This is a genomic window from Actinomadura sp. NPDC023710 (assembly GCF_040639875.1).
GTDB classification, from domain to species: domain Bacteria; phylum Actinomycetota; class Actinomycetes; order Streptosporangiales; family Streptosporangiaceae; genus Spirillospora; species Spirillospora citrea.
Map to the genome: position 1 here is coordinate 22,049 of NZ_JBFAGB010000004.1, position 15,501 is coordinate 37,549.

The window sequence follows — 15,501 nt, forward strand, 5'->3', positions numbered from 1 at the left end:
GCGGTCAGCGGCCGGGGTCGGCGGCGTTGTCGAGGGCGTCGAGGATGTGTGCGCGGACGATGCCGCGGCTGTTCTCGCGCTCGCCGTTTGGTGCCGTCCGATTCACTTGGACGGTGCGGATGCCGTGCGGCTTGAGTGCGGCGGCCAGCGTGGTGGCCTTGGCGGTCTTGTGTTCGGCGTCGCTGGCGCCCTCGGGCCGGGCGGCCCACGGGCCGTACGCCGCGGGACGCAGCTCGGCGAGGCGATCCACGATGATGTGGGACCAGATCTTGTCTTCGGCGTCGGTGGTGACACTGGCGATGTCGGTCAGCAGGGTGGCGCCGTCGTCGGTAGTGTCGGCGGTGTCGAGGTCGACGCCGGCGGCGTAGCCGGTCAGGTAGCCGGTCGCGGCGCGCATCGCGCGGGCGCGAAGCGCGATGGTCTCGGCGGCGGGCGCGTCGATGTACATCGACCGGACGATGCGGGCGGCGTCGCCCTCGCCGCGTAGGTAGCAGATGCCCTTGTCGTTGAGGCTGAACATGGTGGCCTTCAAACCCGTCTTGTGCGCCGAGGTGCCCAGGATCAGGTCGTTGGCGGTGTGGTCCATGACCTTCAGGCAGATCCGCATGCCAGCGACGCCGGAAATGGGGGTGGGGATGGCGGCCTTGTCGGGCCGCTGGGTGGCCAGGATCAGCACGATGCCGGTCGCTGGGCCGCGCTTGGCCAGGTCGGTGCAGATCTCCTCGAACTCGGCGCCGTGTTTCTTGTGCTCGAACCAGACTTGGCACTCGTCCACCGCGATGACGATCGGGTGCAGCCCAAGTGACTTGTCCGACGCCAGTTCGGTGGTGACCTTGTTTTCCGGGCAGCGGTCCTTGGGCAGCTCCCGAATGACCTTGGTGCGGCGCCGCATCTCCTTGCGCAACCCGCGCATGTCGGTCAGCGCATAGGCGATGTCTTCGTCGTCGTCGCCGGCGCGGTAGGCGTGCGCGACCGGTTCCAGCGCCGACAGGTCACCGGTGCCCTTCAGGTCGTACAGGTGCAGTTCGGCGCGTACGTCAAGGGCAGCAATCAGGGCCAGCAGACGCAGGATGAACGTCTTGCCCATGCGCGGGATCGCACCGATGATCACCGAGACGAACATCAGGGTGATGTCCATGAACCGGCCGCGCTGGTCGGTGCCGAACGGGGCGGGGGCGAACAAGTCGACCTTGCCGGCTTTGGCCAGCGGCCAGGCGGGTTGCTTGGCCTTGGCCATGGGTCGGTCACCGACCCACAGCACCAGGCGGCCGGCGTGCTCTTCCTCCTCGCCGGCTTCGGGCCACACGCACCCGATCGGGCGCCGCAGCCCGGACGCCAGTTCCTTGCGCTTCTCCATGATGGCGTCGGCGGTGACGCCGTGCGGAAGGTCGATGTCAGAGCGCCAGCCGGGACCGTCGCGGGTGATCGGGGCCGGGAAAGCGATGCCCTCACCGCCCTTGCCGATCGCACGGTTGATCTCGGCGATGCCCAGCGACGCCAGCGCCCGCACGACCACCTCACTCGTGAGCTTGGGCGCCTTGTTCGCGGCCACCGCGGTGTCGAGGATGCGCTTGTCCTTGGGGGTACCGATCCAACCCAGCACTGCCACCAGCGCGGCCAGCACCACGGTTTGCGTCAGCCCACCGGCGGCCGATACCGCGGCGGCGGCCAGCCCCGTACCGGCCAGACCAGCGCCGGTGACGAACAGCCGGGACCGGACGCGGTCGTTGCGCTCGCTCATCAACTTCAGGAACATCTCGTCCTTGTTGCGGTCGATGGCGTGCGTGCGCAGCGGGCGCGACTCGATGTCGTAGGTCCACCGCCACGTGCCCGCGGCCACCCGGTACAGCCCACGCGGCGACCGCAGCGCCAGCCGCAGCGAGTACAGCGGGATCCGGGCGGCGTGGTAGCCGGTGATGTGACCGGCGTACCCGACCGCCCACCGGATCGTCGCCTCAGCCTCGCCACGGTCGCGCAGCCACGGCGCGATGATCGGGCGACGCTTGGCGCTCTCACCGGCCAGCCGGCGGGCGCGCGCGTCCGGGCGGTAGGTGTCTGGGCTGTCGACAAGGACGAGGCCCTCAATCGCCTCGCCGTCGTCCCCGTCCCCGTCGCCGGGGTCGCCGAACGGCATGGGGCGCGGCGGGTCGGTCGGCGGGACACCGGCGCCGGTGCCGCCGGGCGCGGTGGGCGGGGTGTCGAGGGCGGGCGCCAGGTCGGCGGTGTGGTCGGCGTGCTGGACGGGCAGGCGCACGACCTCGCCCATGGCCTTGGTGAAGCTCATGATGGGTTCTCTCCCTCGGCGGACGGCGCCGCGGCGGGCGGACTGTCGGTGGGGGCTTCGGTCTTGAGGCGGGCCAGCAGGGCGCCGACGCGGGCATTGCCGGCGGTCTGTCCGGCGGCGCGCAGTCGAGCGGCCAGGGTGTTGCGGGTCAGGGGTTCGTCAACGGCGTCGAGGTCGGCGGCGATGCGCCAGCCAAGCGGCATGAGGTCGTCCACGTCCGGCGGCGGGATCTTGGCGGCCTTACGGGCGCGGGACCGTCCACCCTTTCCGGTGGTGGACCGGGCCGCGCCGGTCCGCTTGCGCGGCGTGGACGGTGCGTTGGACGGTCCGGTGGTCGGCGGGGTGCGCGGTCCGGACTCCAGCGCGGGACGGTCCACCTCGGCGACTCCCGGACGGTCCACCACCGGGCGAGCGGACGGGGCGGCGGTCACCTCAGCGGCCGGTCCACCCGTCTCGGGGGCGGGGGCGAGGTCGCCGAGTCGGTACAGGGCGCGGACGCGGCGGGGTGCGCGGCGGCGCCATGCCCACCGGCCGTAGGTGTCCTGTAGGTCGGTCAGGGCGAGCACGCGGGCGCGCTCACGGCTCAGGGCGTCGGGGTAGGAGCGGATCTCCCACAGCACCATCCGGCGCCACAGCTTCATGGTGGGCCAGGGGGCGAGGATCCACCGCGAGGCGCGGATCCCGTCCATGCGGGTTCCGGCGGCGATGCCGGCGCGGATCCGGATCACGTGCGCGGCGATCTCCACCGCGCACACCCACAGCGCCGGCAACACCGCGTGCGCGATGCGGCCGAACACCGTCGACTCCTCGGCCACGTTCAGGTACACGGTGGCGGCGGTCAGCGCCCACGGGATGAACCGCAGCCACCGAACCCGCATGTCCAGCCGGGCAAGCACGATGTCGAGCGCGGCGAAGATCCCAATGCCCAGGTCGATGCCAAGCGGCACCGACCACGCCAACCCCCCGAACGAAGGGCGGGCGGCGTCGGCGACCGCGGCGAAGCTGTTGACGAACCCCAGCAGCCCCAGCACGCCCACCAGCGCGGCAACCACGCTCACCGCAGTGAATTCGTTGCTGGAGAGCGCACGGCCCTGCGACGCGCCGCCCTCGGCGCCCTCGGCAGGGTCGGACGCGGTCGTCGGCGTGGTGGGCGGGGTGTCGTTGGGGTTCGTGATCGGTCGGAGCACGGCGGTCGACTCGGCGGCGTGCGGGTTGGTGGCCTGTGCGCCGAGGGTCGCCGGGATGTGGAGCGGCGGAGCGGTCATGCTGCGTGCCTCCCTTCCAGGGCGGTACGGGTCGAGGTCACGCCGTCCGCGCAGTCCAGGCAGGTGCTGAGGTGGCGGGGCAGGACGTAACCGGCGTCGCGTCCGCAATCGGGGCACTGCCGTCGGGCGGCCAGTGCCTTGCTGAGGGCGGCGCGCTGTCGTTCGGACGGGACGCGCTTGGGCAGCGCCAGGCGCACGTCGTACAGGTAGGCGGCGCGCACCCCACCGGGCGCGTTGTAGCGGCGCGAGTTCCACAGCACTTGTCCGACGACCGGCTGACCGCCCGGACGCAGCCCACGCGCGGCGAGCTGGCGGAAGGTCAGCAGGTGCGGCGGCGCCATACGCCACGGCCACGTGGGGATTCCGAACCGGGCGCCGGTCGGGTCGAAGAACCGCGCGGAGCTACGGCGGCGAGTCATGACGCCACACCCCCCGCACGGCTCGTGGCGTAGGCGGGTCGCTGCACGGTGACCAGATACCAACCGCCCTCACTCAGCGACCGGTAGGCCAGCCGCACGCCAGCCACCGTCACCCCAAGCACCGCCACCGCGGTGAGGACGACCGTCGGCACGGGGTGTGTGATCAGCAGCACCGCGCCGGCGCTGGCGAGGCGGACCGGGGACAGGCACAACAATCCCGCCACGGCGAGTACGGCCAGGATGAGAAATACGACGGTCATCACGCGCCCCCGTTCGTACGGCGCGGCCGGCGGGCGCGGGCCGCGGGCGCGGTATCGGGCGGGTTGTCGGTGGGAGTGGTGACGCGACCGGTGCGCGAGGTGGCGTTGACAATCAGTCCCTCGGCCAGCGCCGTGCCTGTCGCGGTCACCGTGATGTCGCCGGACACCGACCGGGCGGTGATAGCGCCGCCCTCGGCGGCGCGCACCCGCACGTCACCCGACACAGTCGCCACCTCGGCGCGGCCGGCGAAGTCGTTCACCGTCACGTCACCGGACGTGGTCGAGGCGGTGACGTCGTCCGCGCGGCCGAGGTAGACGTCTCCTGACACCGACCGCGCCACCGCGGCGCCGTCCACAACAGCGGCATGAATGTCGCCGGAGGTCGTGGTGGCGCGCAACGCGCCGACGCCACCGGCGTACAGGTCACCGGACGTCGAGGTGAAGTCGACCGCGGCGACCTCGCCGGCGCACTCCAGCGACGCCGAGCGGGTGTGCGCGGCCACCGTGGTCCCCTCGGGAACGCGGGCGGTGATCTGGACACGGCCACCCGGCACTGTGCCGCCGGCGACCTCCACACCGTTGACGGTGATGCGCCCGCCACCAATGCTGACCACGCCGTCGCCGCTGAGCACGGCACCGGTCACGGTGACACCGGCGGGGATGTCTCCGAACGACTGGACGATGGTGGACGCGGTGTTGCCGGTGATGGTCTGGGTGCCGCCCACGACGGTGACGCCACCAGCGGGCGGGTGAACCGCGACGGTCAGGGCGCCGGTCGAGTCCTCCGACCGCAGATCGGCGTCTCGGACGGCGTCGTGAACAGCGGCGTCTTGGCCGTGGGCGGTCACGGTGAGCTCGGCGAGCGTGCGGGACGGGTCGGCTATGACGCGGATGTCGCCCGCGGGCAGGTAGATCGACAGGGCCACCGGGCCGGAACACGTCGCGGTCAGGGTGCGGGTCGTCATGATCAGGCCACCTCGTTCAGGTCGAGGTCGGCCAGGCTGGATTCGGTGGCGTCGACCAGGTCGGCGAGGATGGCAAGTTCGGCGGCGGTGAAACCGGCCCACACCCCGAACTCGGGGCGGATCCGCATCGCCAGCTCGAAGCACGCGCCGCGCAGCGGGCAGGACTGGCACACCTCGGCGGCGACCAATTCGCGGGCCGCGCGCTCGTCGGGCGTCTCCTCGGCGTCCGGGCCGGTGTGCAACTCGGGGTCGAAGCGGCACTGAGCGCCGGCGACGGGCATTCCGCGCAGGTCGAGACCGGCCAGCGCAGTGATCGGGGACAAGGAACGGGACACGGGCACCTCGTTCGGTTCAGTGATCGGTCGGTAGGTGCGGCCCTCGGCGGCGGGCTTGGTGGCTTGTGCGCCGAGGGCGGGCGACTGCGAGCGGTAGGCGGTCATCGCTGGTTAACCCAGCGAGCCGGAGAACGTGGTGATCGCGTGAATCACCTGGTTGACCAGCTCGGCGGCCTTCTCGGGGTTGTTGATCGCGAAGATCGCGACCGCGATGCCGGCGAGCCACTGCGGGATGCTGCTGGACTTCTGCGGAATCACGAGACGACTCCTGACGTTGATTCAACACGCCAAACGTTTGTCGTTTGACGTAGGTCAGACTGCGCCCAGAGCGGCACGCCTGTCAAGAGGCGCCAGTCGTTTGGCGTTTGGCGTTTGGTCTGGTTAGGTGGACCTAAGCAGCACGCAGACAGCAGGAAGGGGCAGGTAGATGCCCAACTCAGAACGCCACGGGTTCCGCGAGATCGCCGCAAAAATCCGTGAAGAGATCATCGAGGGGGCGTACCCGACGGGGTCCGTCCTCCCCGCCGAACCAGAGCTGGCGGAGCGCTACGGCGCCTCGCGCAGCCTGGTCAACCGGGCCATGCAGATGCTCGCGGCCGAGGGCATCGTGCGCCCCCGCCAGGGACGCGGAACCATGGTCACCTGGCTACCGCCCATGCTTCACTCGCCGGCGCGGTACGACCGGGCGAAGCGCGAGAACAACGGGGCCCGCGGCGCGTTTGACGCCGAGGTGCGAGCGCGCGGCCTGGAGCCTCAGCACGAGATCACCACCGAACACGCCGAGCCGCCGGCACACGTCGCCGAGCTGCTCAACCTCCCCGCCGGCGAGGTGAACTGTCTCGTCCGGCGCCGTCGTCTGCTGGCCAGCGACATCCCTGTCCGGCTCAACGCCAGTTGGTTCCCGCTGGAGATCGCGGGCGGGACGGTCCTGGAGGAGGAGGGGCCGGTCATCGTGGGTGGGGTCAAGAGCGCCCTCGGCGAACTCGGCTACCCACAGGCCACGGCGCGCGAAGAGATCACGCCCAGCCGGCTGCCCACCGACGCCGAAGCGCGCGCGCTGGAAATCAGCCCGGAACGTACCGTGGTGGAGATAACCCACGTGGGCATGACCGCCGAGGGCCGCGCCGTCGAGGTCACGATCTCTGTCGCCCCCGCCCACTACCTCACGGCCCAGTACGAGTTCCCGCTCGCCTGACACCCGGAGACCACACCCCATGATCACGCGACTCGTCGAAGACCACGCCCGGACGCTCGCCGCGGACGCGCACCTACCCGCGTTCGTCTACGACCTCGCCGCGCTCCGGGACCACGCTGCCGAGGTCAAGGCGGCACTATCGGCGCCAGGTGCGCCGGAGATCTTCTATGCCGCAAAGGCCAACCCAGACGCGCCGATCCTGCGCGCGCTCGCCCCGTACGTCGACGGCATCGAGGTCGCGTCCGGCGGCGAGCTGGCGCACGTGCGCGAGGCGCTCCCGGACGCGCGGTTGGCGTTCGGCGGTCCCGGCAAGACCGATGACGAACTCGAACTAGCGCTCAACCTCGGAGTCGAGCGCATTCACGTCGAGAGCCCGTACGAGCTCTCCCGCCTCGCGCGCATCGCCGAGGCGGCCGACCGTGAAGTCGATGTTCTGCTTCGGGTCAACCTCGCCGGCGACCGCAGCGGCGTAGCGCTGGCCATGAGCGGCCCGTTCGGCATGGACCCCGAACTCATGGACACCTGCACCGACACCTTGACCGCCTCGCCGCATCTACGCCTACGCGGAATCCACGCGCACCTAGCGTCCGGGCTGGACGCGTCCGCCATGGCGGCCCAGTCCGCCGAGATCCTCGCATGGGGTCGCGCATGGCTGGACGGGATCGGCCACACCGGGCCGCGTGAGTTCAACCTCGGCGGCGGCATGGCGGTCGACTACAGCACGCCCGGCGCCCGATTCGACTGGAAGCAGTACGGGGCCGAGGTCACGGGCCTCGCCCAGTCGGGCGAGACACTGCGCATCGAACCGGGCCGCTCCATCAGCGTCTACACCGGGTGGTACGTCACCGAGGTACTGGACGTGAAGAAGGCCCACGGCCAGTGGTACGCCGTCCTAAGCGGTGGCACCATGCACATCCGGACGCCGGTCACAAAGCAGCACAACCAGCCGTTCGACATCCTCACCGGCACGGGCAACGGCCCAGCGGTCGCCAACGAGCCCGTCACGCTCGTCGGGCAGCTCTGCACACCAAAGGACGTCTTCGCGCGCGAGGTACCCACGGACCGCATCGCAGTCGGCGACCTGGTCGCCTTCTCCATGGCCGGCGCCTACGCGTGGAACATCTCCCATCACGACTTCCTCATGCACCCCAAGCCGAGGTTCGACTATCTAGGTGCGTAACCAGCTCGCGGTACCGGCCCTGGCTGCCTCCAGCCAGGGCCTTTAATGTGATAGAGACAGACCAAATAGATCACGGGTCCCCCCAGCCCACTCAAGCAAAAAATGCACCGAGATGACATAACCAGATGATGAGCGGTCACAGACCGTTCATACTAGGAACATGGAGGACCTATCCGAGCCGCGGCGCCCGCCCTGCCGCCCAGCGAACTACCAGGTCGCGCCCGTGACGCTGAAGCCAGCACATCACGCCTGGAAGCTAGCCGACTGGCTAGAAGACCTTACCAAGGTCCACACCTTTCCGTCACCTGGCGAAGAGCTATGGCAGATGTCTGTGGACTGGCTTCGAATGGCTGGTGGTCTTTCGAGCGTGCAAATAGATTTAGACCCAAATGGCGACGCAGCTATGTGCGCCGATGCCTGGGAGTATGTTGACGCGTCATCTCAAGGAGCTTCCGCCCAGCAAACGGAACTCACTCGACTACTTTATGTCTATGCTGGTCTGGAGAATATTGTTCGCACCTGCGACCCGACTGTGGGCAACTCCGGAAGCATCATGCCGGCGATCCGAAGGGTCTTCCAAACCGCTACGTTGGATACGCCCTGGCATTACAGCACGGTCGTCTCACATCTGGAGTCACATATTAGCGACAACCAAACACTCTGGGAGAAAGAAAAAGTCAGAAGAACTTTCACTCCTTACCAGGGGACTTCAGCTACTATCGTCGGGCTTCAGGTGGGGATACAGTTGCGCCATCTTCTGGCGCACGGCGACTTCAGTGTGTACACCGAGCCATTTGACGCCGATGATGGTTGGCTGCCGCCTGAAGACGCTCATGTATGTACAATCAGAAGCGCCACATCTGCCATGCTGATTAGCATGCAAGCTCTACTTGAAGCTTACACCCAGGCAGGGAACATAAACCCTGAAGCTGATCCCGCCTGGCATCACTGGCAGGGCGCATTTGAGCGCTTTTGGATACCCATTCGTGCCCCTGGCCAAGAATGGGTGATGGTCGAAACCTTAAGAGACTACCTAATGGTCTTGCATCTAGTCCCCGGAGACACGCCCCCTGAGGTGGAGCGAGGGCAACTGACTCTTGGGCAGCAGATAGAAGGGGAGATAAACCCCTGAGAAGAACTTCCCCGACTTCAGCCTCGCAGCGTAGCCAACCCCCTGTCGAGAGCTCGGGCGACGCGTCGCGGATGCTGCCCCTGTCACGCCCACCTACTACCTCATGGCCCAGCGCGAGTCTCGAATTGTCAGCGGAGAATGGTTCCTATCTTGCCCATGGAACTACCGCTGTATCTGTCACCCATCTATCCACAATCTGCAACCGCGGCAGATAGTGCCCCTCGTATCCCAGGAGCCGCATGATAACTAGTTCCAGGTAGTTCATACCGAGTCGCCAAGCTTGTGCCATCTCATCGACGGTCGGCCACTCCAAGTCAGTCAGCTGCTTCGGTGGATGTACGAGGCCATTGCGAATCGCGGCTATGACTTCTGGCCCAGCTGGGTCTGGCTGACTACGGAGACTCGCCCGTCGCCCCTCCAAAGCCGCGAAGGTATCCGGCACGTCGATAGGAATGTCGCCCCAACGGAGTAGCAGGCGTTGCCTGTACGCCGCAACGCTAAGACGGCTCATCCCGTCGGTAGTAAGCCACCGCTGCGCAAGAAGAACGGCCCATGCCAACAATTCAAGGCCAGAGGCCGCAACCGGGATGCGCACATCTAGGGGTTGAGTACCGTTGGCAGCTAGGTAGAGGTTGATCGCCCGATCTACAACCTTCTCCATGGTGGTGTCGGTAGCAAGCTTCGAGAAGCCCTGCGCCAGCTCCGGAAGAGCGTCATTGACGAGGTGATCCGGGCACCACCGCCATTGACCTGTCCCAGTTCGAGGGCTAGACCACTGTCCCCAAACAACTTGGTCGGCGGCGTTCAAACCAGCAGTGACCGCCAGACCAATCTCGCGGCCAGCGACAAAACTCAGCATTAGAAACAACTGTCGCTGAAGACGGTCAACAGCTTCCTCGGTGGCCAGATGGGCATCGGGCACCGCCTCTATAAAGAAAGGAAAATCATCATCTGCCCATTCATCTGCGATGGCCAAACGGAGTTGCCAGCCAGGCAATACGAAGGGGAGTTGGCCCTGCTGTTGCCCTTCATCGGTCTCGCAAATCGGCAGTTCATGACTAGTTATTGAGGTAGTTCCATGAATGACAAAGCGTGCCACTGCTGAAATGTTACCCGTCACCAGGTTGCTAATTCGGAATGGCGTTTCGGCCCAGTACTTGGCCCCTTCCGGCCGAGTCGGTAGCGCCGACGTTGTCGGCGGTTCCAGTGACGCCCCTGACGACGGCTGTATTTTGGCGTGGCCCTTGGGCCAATCGCGTACGAGGTCGAACAACCACTGATCTTCGCCAGCCAGATAAGCATAGAAGCCCGGCCGAGGACCGAAGCGAAACTCGAGATCACCTTTGATCTGGTGCGTCGCGCTCGCATTAGTAACCGATAGGTCGCCGGCATATATCCGGGCGCCCCCTTCCCCAGAGGGGCGGTAGACCGGTCGAAGGTACGAGGGCGCCGAGTGCGCCGACCGACAGCTTTGCCCAGTCACGGGTGACCTCGCTAGATAGCCAGTAGCAGCAGACCTACATACCGTACATGGCGTGCCCTCGATCCAAGCAGATGTCTAGCGGTGTGCCCACCGCTGGTGGTGGGAGTCATCACCGCCGCAGAATCCACAAAATCCACAGAACCTCAGCGGTACTGGTCCTCTGGCTACCTGCCCTCGATGCCGGGCACCGCGTATTGCCGCAGAAGTCCGCATAATCCCCTGGCCTGAGACGATTCCTGTTCACGGGCAGAGGCATCGGCGGTTCTACGGCGGCCGTGCCTGGTTCTGCGGCCACCCCGTGACCTGGAGCGTCCGTCCGCTGGCGAGACCTAGGTGACTTTCTGCGGATTCTGCGGATTGTGCGGCGAGCTCCCCCTTGTGGTCGCGGTGCCGGCGCTCCGTTGCGCCCGTCAGGGGCACGGGGCGGCGTGAGACCGCCAGAAGGACCCCGACATCTTCGGCCCAAGCGATCAACCGCCGTGATCCGGCCCGCTGAGTCGCTCGCAGAGCGCCGCCCTGCGCTTCCGCGCAGGGCGAAGAAGGGCGCCGTTGCGGATCTCTCCAGAGAGACGACAGGCTTGATCGTGCCGAACTTGCGCCGAAGTGGCCGTCAGCGAGTAGGCCGAGAGTGGTGTTTGTGCAGGTAAGCCGTGGTGTGGGCAGGAAGGAGTGTCGTTCACTGAAAAGCGGAAGGTCGGCGGTTCGACCCCGCCCCTGCCCACACTGTCGACCAGCGCAAACGCCCCGGAGCCATGTGGCCCGGGGCGTTGCGTTTGACGGCAACGGACGTCATCAGGAAGCGGACGGTCAACCCCACAGTATGAGCTAGACGTTATATTGGTTGGGTGCCCTGGGACGTCATCCTCCTCGAACCGGTCGAGAGCTGATTCCTCAAGCTGTGTGAATCAGAGACGGACACTGCGGCCTTGATCGAGCAGGCCATCGACCGGCTGGCCGAGGTCGGGCCGACGCTGGGACGGCCGCTGGTCGACACACTGGAACACAGCGAGCTACGCAACCTCAAGGAGCTGCGGCCCGGCAGCCGAGGACGATCGGAGATCCGCATGCTGTTCGTCTTCGACCCGGACCGTGCCGCGATCTTCCTGGTGGCCGGAGACAAGGCCGGGCAGTGGTCACGCTGGTACGACGAGGCGATCCCGCTGGCCGAAGCCCGCTACGTCGAGTACCGGGCAGCGAAGGATAAGGAGGGCGGACGATGAGCACCGGACGCCGCTGGCGGGACATCAAGGCCGAAGCACACCGCCGCAACCCCGAGCTGGCCGACCCCGAGCGCCAGGCCCAGGCTCGCGCCGAACTGGACGCCTACGTCGCCGGCCACCACCTCAAGGAGCTCCGCAAGGCCATCGGCAAGACGCAGGCCGAGGTCGCCCAGATCCTGGGCGTCTCCCAGTCCCGCGTCTCCCAGATCGAGAACGGCAACCTTGAAGCCATGGAGCTGGAGACCCTCCGCGCCTACGCCACCGCACTCGGCGGCCACGTCGACATCACCGTCAGCGTCGGCCCCCACTCAATCAAGGTCGCCTGACAACACCGACCGGTGACGGCAACCCTGACGGCAACGACAGCCACCAACCGGCATCAAGGGCGCACGTCGGGCACCGTCTGACCTCGGTCGACGGGGTGGCCGCAGGGTGGTTGCTACTCCTGAAAAGCGGAAGGTCGGCGGTTCGACCCCGCCCCTGCCCACCTCACCAAGCAGAAACAAGAAGCGCCCGACCTGCAAGAACAGGTCCGGGCGCTTCTCTCGTCCGTCCGACCGTGTCTGACCGTCACCGACCCTCGGCGAGCGTCTGTGCCGAATACGTGCCGAAGTTCAGTCGCCCCCTGTCAGCATCGATGCCTAAGGTTCCAGCCATGACGGATCGTTGAGCTAGGCAAAGTCACCACGCGCGCCGAGATGAAGAAGATCTTCGGCGGCGGCCCCCAGTGCGGCATCGTGCCCTCTGCGACGACCCTCAACGTCCTGATCTACTCCGACCCATCCGCGGGCGAGCAGTCCGGCTACTTCGATGGGTGGCTACCTGAGGACGACGAGCAAGGCCCCATCCGGTGCGCAACTACGCGCCGGCCGCCGTATCTGGACCCACCTTAAGAACATCGACCGAAGGCTGGCTGTCGTGCAATTAGCGTGCAATTAGCCACGGCCATCAGGGGGCAGCCACGGTCACTCACGGTACGAGCGGAGGCCAGGTCAGCTGCCCTGACGGCCCGGTTCGGTTTGATTCCCAAGCTGACAGCACGGGTCTGATTCCCCGTCATCCGCTCCCAGCGTGAAGGCCTAGGCCAGTGACGAGTCATTGACGCTGGGCCCCTTTCGTTCATCAGTCGCCGTGCCCGCCACGTGCCCGGTCGCTGCCTAGCAGGTCAGCGGAGAATCTGGACAGGTGTGGATCTTGCTCTTATGACTCGTAATGGATCGGTCACCCGTCAGAGCCTGGAGACCGGATGATCACAAGACGCAGGTGGAGCGGCCCCCGGCGAGGCCGGGGACCGCTCCTGATGTGTCACTCGGGTGTTACTGGCCCGAGCCGCCCGAAGGCGACTCCGACTCGTCCTTCGACGGCTCCGAGCCTTCTTGCGAGTTTCCGGATCCGTTCATCGGTTTCCTCCAGTTGTTGTGGGCACCCTGATGGGTGCCCCCACGCGTACCGTCCGGATCTTGCTCTAACCGGCACGTTGCCCCCTGGAGTTAGCGCCGTTGAAGACACCCTGCTGATCTCCGCCCGGTACGGCCAGTGGGTGGATTCGGTAGAGGCCGGAGGCCAGCGGCCGAGCATGGCGTGAGGAGGTCCGGCGTCGGTCCACCGCCGACCATGCCCAGCGGGCAAAGCCGAGCACTACGAGCGACGCCAACAGCGGTTGAAAGCCCACGGCCGACGCCAGCGAGGGTGATGACAACGCTGACGACAACAGCCCGATACGCAGGGGACCAGCGCCAGCCACTAGGCACCGTCCATCTCGGCAGCTTCGGCGTGATCACGGTCGTTGTCACTTCTGAAAGCGGACGGTCGCAGAGCCAAGGTTGCCTGACCGGGCGCAAGGCGGAGGCGCGACCTCCGGGGCTGCGTGGGGCCGGAATGCTAACGCGGATGCTAACGACGGGCCTGGACGATGGTGGAACCTAAGGATGCTCAGGAGAGGTTGCTGAGCAGGTCAGCGGACGAGTCTGGACGCGTGTGGATCTTGTTCTTCAGACTCGTAATGAATAGGTCGACAGTTCGATTCCGGCAGACATCTCCAGGCCAGACGCCCCTTTCGATCTCCGCAAAGCCTTTGTCAACAGGCCCGCCAGCATGGGACGCTACCACGTGTCGGTCGGCGCCTTTGCGAACAGCTCGGCGGCTTTGTTGCACGAGGCGACCAGGCCAGCAAATAGGCCAAGGGAGCTATCGAACTGTGCCAGGCTATGCCGCAACGAGGCCCGGAGCTGGATCGGCCCGGGCAGGCGAGGAATCTCTGGAGAGGGTGGCATGCCGAGAATCCCGACGGGACGGCGCGTGGCACAAGCCGCCGTGAACGCGGTGCGCGCCCTGCTCGAAGAGCACGACCACATCGTTCAAGAGATATCCGGCCAGAACGACTTCGGCGAGGACCTCTATGTCACCTTTGCCGAGAACGGTCGTGTGACGAGCGACGTGATCAAGGTTCAGGTCAAGGGTGGGAACTCGTGGCGCCGAGCCAACGGCTATGCGGTGCCTGTCGACCAGCACGGCGACACCTGGGCGAACGGGAACATCCCCGTCTACTGCGTGGTGTACGACCCCGACACCAAGAAGTTGTACTGGGCGAACGCCACCCAACAACTCCGCCGGTCCGGCCCCCTGAATCACCCAAGTGTCATCGGTGTCAGCCCCAACGCAGTGCTGAACGACTCGACCATGGACTCCTTCGTCACCCAGGCCCGCCGCTACGTCGGCCGTTACCGAGGCCGACAAGCCGTCCTCACCCACCTGGGAGAGATGTCCGGAGTCGACTTCGATCCGATGGACCACGTTCTGCACTTCGTCAACGGCGACGACGAAGACCTCGTCTTTTGGAAGCGCCCGGGGGACGCGTTTGCGACATTGCTCCTCAGCGCCCATGACTGGGAACCGTATCTCGTCAGCCTGGAATCTCTGATCCGCTCGGAGCTTCCAGTGCCAGATGTCGGAGAAGAAGGCAGACAGAAGGACCAACGGGGCGACCCCGACCTCGCGACCGCCGAAGACCTGGAGCTGAGTCGGTCCGAGACTATGTGGGTAGCCTCGTGCTTCATTTCCACTGAGCAGGCCGAATGGACTGAAGGGCCCACCGAGTGTGAAGGGTGCCCGAGCTGCACAGGTGAGGAACCCGCGGAGCACGCCAACATCGCGGCGGACCTAGCCGACGCATATGTCATAGCCCGCATCATCGACCGGGTCGAGGCCGAACCAGACCTGCTGCAGCGGTCGATCCTGGTCATGCGTGAGGAAGGAGAGCTCGAACCCGAGATCATCGCCGAGCTTAGCCCGCTCGAAGCTGATTCACGTATTGTCCGACAGGTGACCAAGCTAAGCCGGGCGACGGTGAACGACACCGAGCCGGAGGCCTTTCGGTTGGCTATCCTCTACCTGATCCAACGCGTCTACATCTTCGGCCCCTCGCTACCTCTCGACGAGCAGGTACAAATCGTCTGGCGCATCCCCGAGCCCGAAAAAGCGGTATCCGATAGTGCCAGTCAGGCCTAAAGCGCCGCAGCTTCCAAGCGGAAAGCCGATCGCCGCGAGTAGCTGGACAGGCTTCAGGGTGGGGGACTCTCGCTGCCGCCCCCTTCCGTTCTTCGGGCCGTGGCCGGCTCTGCGGTACGGGGTTGGAGTGGCGCTCGAAATGCCGGGGTTCTGTCGCAGATCGAAGCGACAGCTGTACAGCAAGAAGTACAGCAACACCGCCGCACATCGCCTCACCGGCCCGTACGTCACCACACGCCTCCATCAGCGCGGCGAG

At 66.5% G+C, this 15,501-nt stretch carries 14 protein-coding genes; 6 read left to right on the plus strand and 8 right to left on the minus strand.

Annotated features, from left to right (window positions below; all coding sequences use genetic code 11):
* Positions 1 to 4: 4 nt before the first annotated feature.
* From AB0H37_RS05750 to AB0H37_RS05780, 7 genes are read right to left on the minus strand one after another with little or no spacing between them, the layout of a single operon-like run.
* Positions 5 to 2,284: a cell division protein FtsK gene (locus AB0H37_RS05750; protein WP_360611667.1), complete on the minus strand. Its 2,280-nt coding sequence runs from the start codon at positions 2,282 to 2,284 to the stop codon at positions 5 to 7.
* Positions 2,281 to 3,549 (minus strand): DUF2637 domain-containing protein, encoded by a 1,269-nt coding sequence (locus AB0H37_RS05755; RefSeq protein ID WP_360611669.1) that lies wholly within the window; start codon positions 3,547 to 3,549, stop codon positions 2,281 to 2,283. The genes AB0H37_RS05750 and AB0H37_RS05755 overlap by 4 nt, the downstream gene beginning before the upstream one ends.
* On the minus strand, positions 3,546 to 3,968 hold the full coding sequence (locus tag AB0H37_RS05760) for an RRQRL motif-containing zinc-binding protein (protein WP_360611670.1): 423 nt from the start codon (positions 3,966 to 3,968) through the stop codon (positions 3,546 to 3,548). The genes AB0H37_RS05755 and AB0H37_RS05760 overlap by 4 nt, the downstream gene beginning before the upstream one ends.
* Entirely contained in the window at positions 3,965 to 4,228 is a 264-nt protein-coding gene (locus AB0H37_RS05765) for a hypothetical protein (RefSeq protein WP_360611671.1), read from the minus strand. The genes AB0H37_RS05760 and AB0H37_RS05765 overlap by 4 nt, the downstream gene beginning before the upstream one ends.
* Positions 4,228 to 5,193, minus strand: a complete 966-nt coding sequence (locus AB0H37_RS05770) for a DUF4097 family beta strand repeat-containing protein (protein WP_360611672.1) — start codon at positions 5,191 to 5,193, stop codon at positions 4,228 to 4,230. Before AB0H37_RS05770 ends, AB0H37_RS05765 begins: the two co-directional genes overlap by 1 nt.
* A gap of 2 nt (positions 5,194 to 5,195) precedes the next feature.
* Positions 5,196 to 5,633: a WhiB family transcriptional regulator gene (locus tag AB0H37_RS05775; RefSeq protein ID WP_360611673.1), complete on the minus strand. Its 438-nt coding sequence runs from the start codon at positions 5,631 to 5,633 to the stop codon at positions 5,196 to 5,198.
* Between the two features lie 6 nt (positions 5,634 to 5,639).
* Positions 5,640 to 5,786 carry a hypothetical protein gene (locus AB0H37_RS05780; RefSeq protein ID WP_179279241.1) on the minus strand — a complete coding sequence of 49 codons (147 nt, stop codon included), beginning with the start codon at positions 5,784 to 5,786 and terminating at the stop codon, positions 5,640 to 5,642.
* 169 nt (positions 5,787 to 5,955) lie between these two features.
* On the opposite strand from AB0H37_RS05780, the gene AB0H37_RS05785 reads away from it, so the two are divergent.
* The 3 genes from AB0H37_RS05785 (at position 5,956) to AB0H37_RS05795 (ending at position 9,035) form a co-directional block, all read left to right on the plus strand.
* Positions 5,956 to 6,723, plus strand: a complete 768-nt coding sequence (locus AB0H37_RS05785) for a GntR family transcriptional regulator (RefSeq protein WP_360611674.1) — start codon at positions 5,956 to 5,958, stop codon at positions 6,721 to 6,723.
* A 19-nt stretch (positions 6,724 to 6,742) separates the two neighbouring features.
* Positions 6,743 to 7,903: a type III PLP-dependent enzyme gene (locus tag AB0H37_RS05790; protein ID WP_360611675.1), complete on the plus strand. Its 1,161-nt coding sequence runs from the start codon at positions 6,743 to 6,745 to the stop codon at positions 7,901 to 7,903.
* 223 nt (positions 7,904 to 8,126) lie between these two features.
* Positions 8,127 to 9,035: a hypothetical protein gene (locus AB0H37_RS05795; RefSeq protein ID WP_360611676.1), complete on the plus strand. Its 909-nt coding sequence runs from the start codon at positions 8,127 to 8,129 to the stop codon at positions 9,033 to 9,035.
* Between the two features lie 145 nt (positions 9,036 to 9,180).
* Here the strand turns inward: AB0H37_RS05795 and AB0H37_RS05800 are convergent, their stop codons facing one another.
* A complete protein-coding gene (locus AB0H37_RS05800) occupies positions 9,181 to 10,134 on the minus strand; it encodes a hypothetical protein (protein WP_360611677.1) in 954 nt (317 codons plus the stop codon).
* A gap of 1,280 nt (positions 10,135 to 11,414) precedes the next feature.
* Here AB0H37_RS05800 and AB0H37_RS05805 point away from each other — a divergent pair.
* The 3 genes from AB0H37_RS05805 to AB0H37_RS05815 all read left to right on the plus strand — a co-directional run bounded on the left by AB0H37_RS05805 (position 11,415) and on the right by AB0H37_RS05815 (position 15,245).
* Entirely contained in the window at positions 11,415 to 11,738 is a 324-nt protein-coding gene (locus tag AB0H37_RS05805; RefSeq protein ID WP_360611830.1) for a type II toxin-antitoxin system RelE/ParE family toxin, read from the plus strand.
* Positions 11,735 to 12,064 carry an XRE family transcriptional regulator gene (locus AB0H37_RS05810; RefSeq protein WP_360611678.1) on the plus strand — a complete coding sequence of 110 codons (330 nt, stop codon included), beginning with the start codon at positions 11,735 to 11,737 and terminating at the stop codon, positions 12,062 to 12,064. The genes AB0H37_RS05805 and AB0H37_RS05810 overlap by 4 nt, the downstream gene beginning before the upstream one ends.
* Before the next feature lie 1,972 nt (positions 12,065 to 14,036).
* Positions 14,037 to 15,245, plus strand: a complete 1,209-nt coding sequence (locus AB0H37_RS05815) for a DUF4365 domain-containing protein (RefSeq protein ID WP_360611679.1) — start codon at positions 14,037 to 14,039, stop codon at positions 15,243 to 15,245.
* The last annotated feature ends 256 nt before the right edge of the window (positions 15,246 to 15,501 follow it).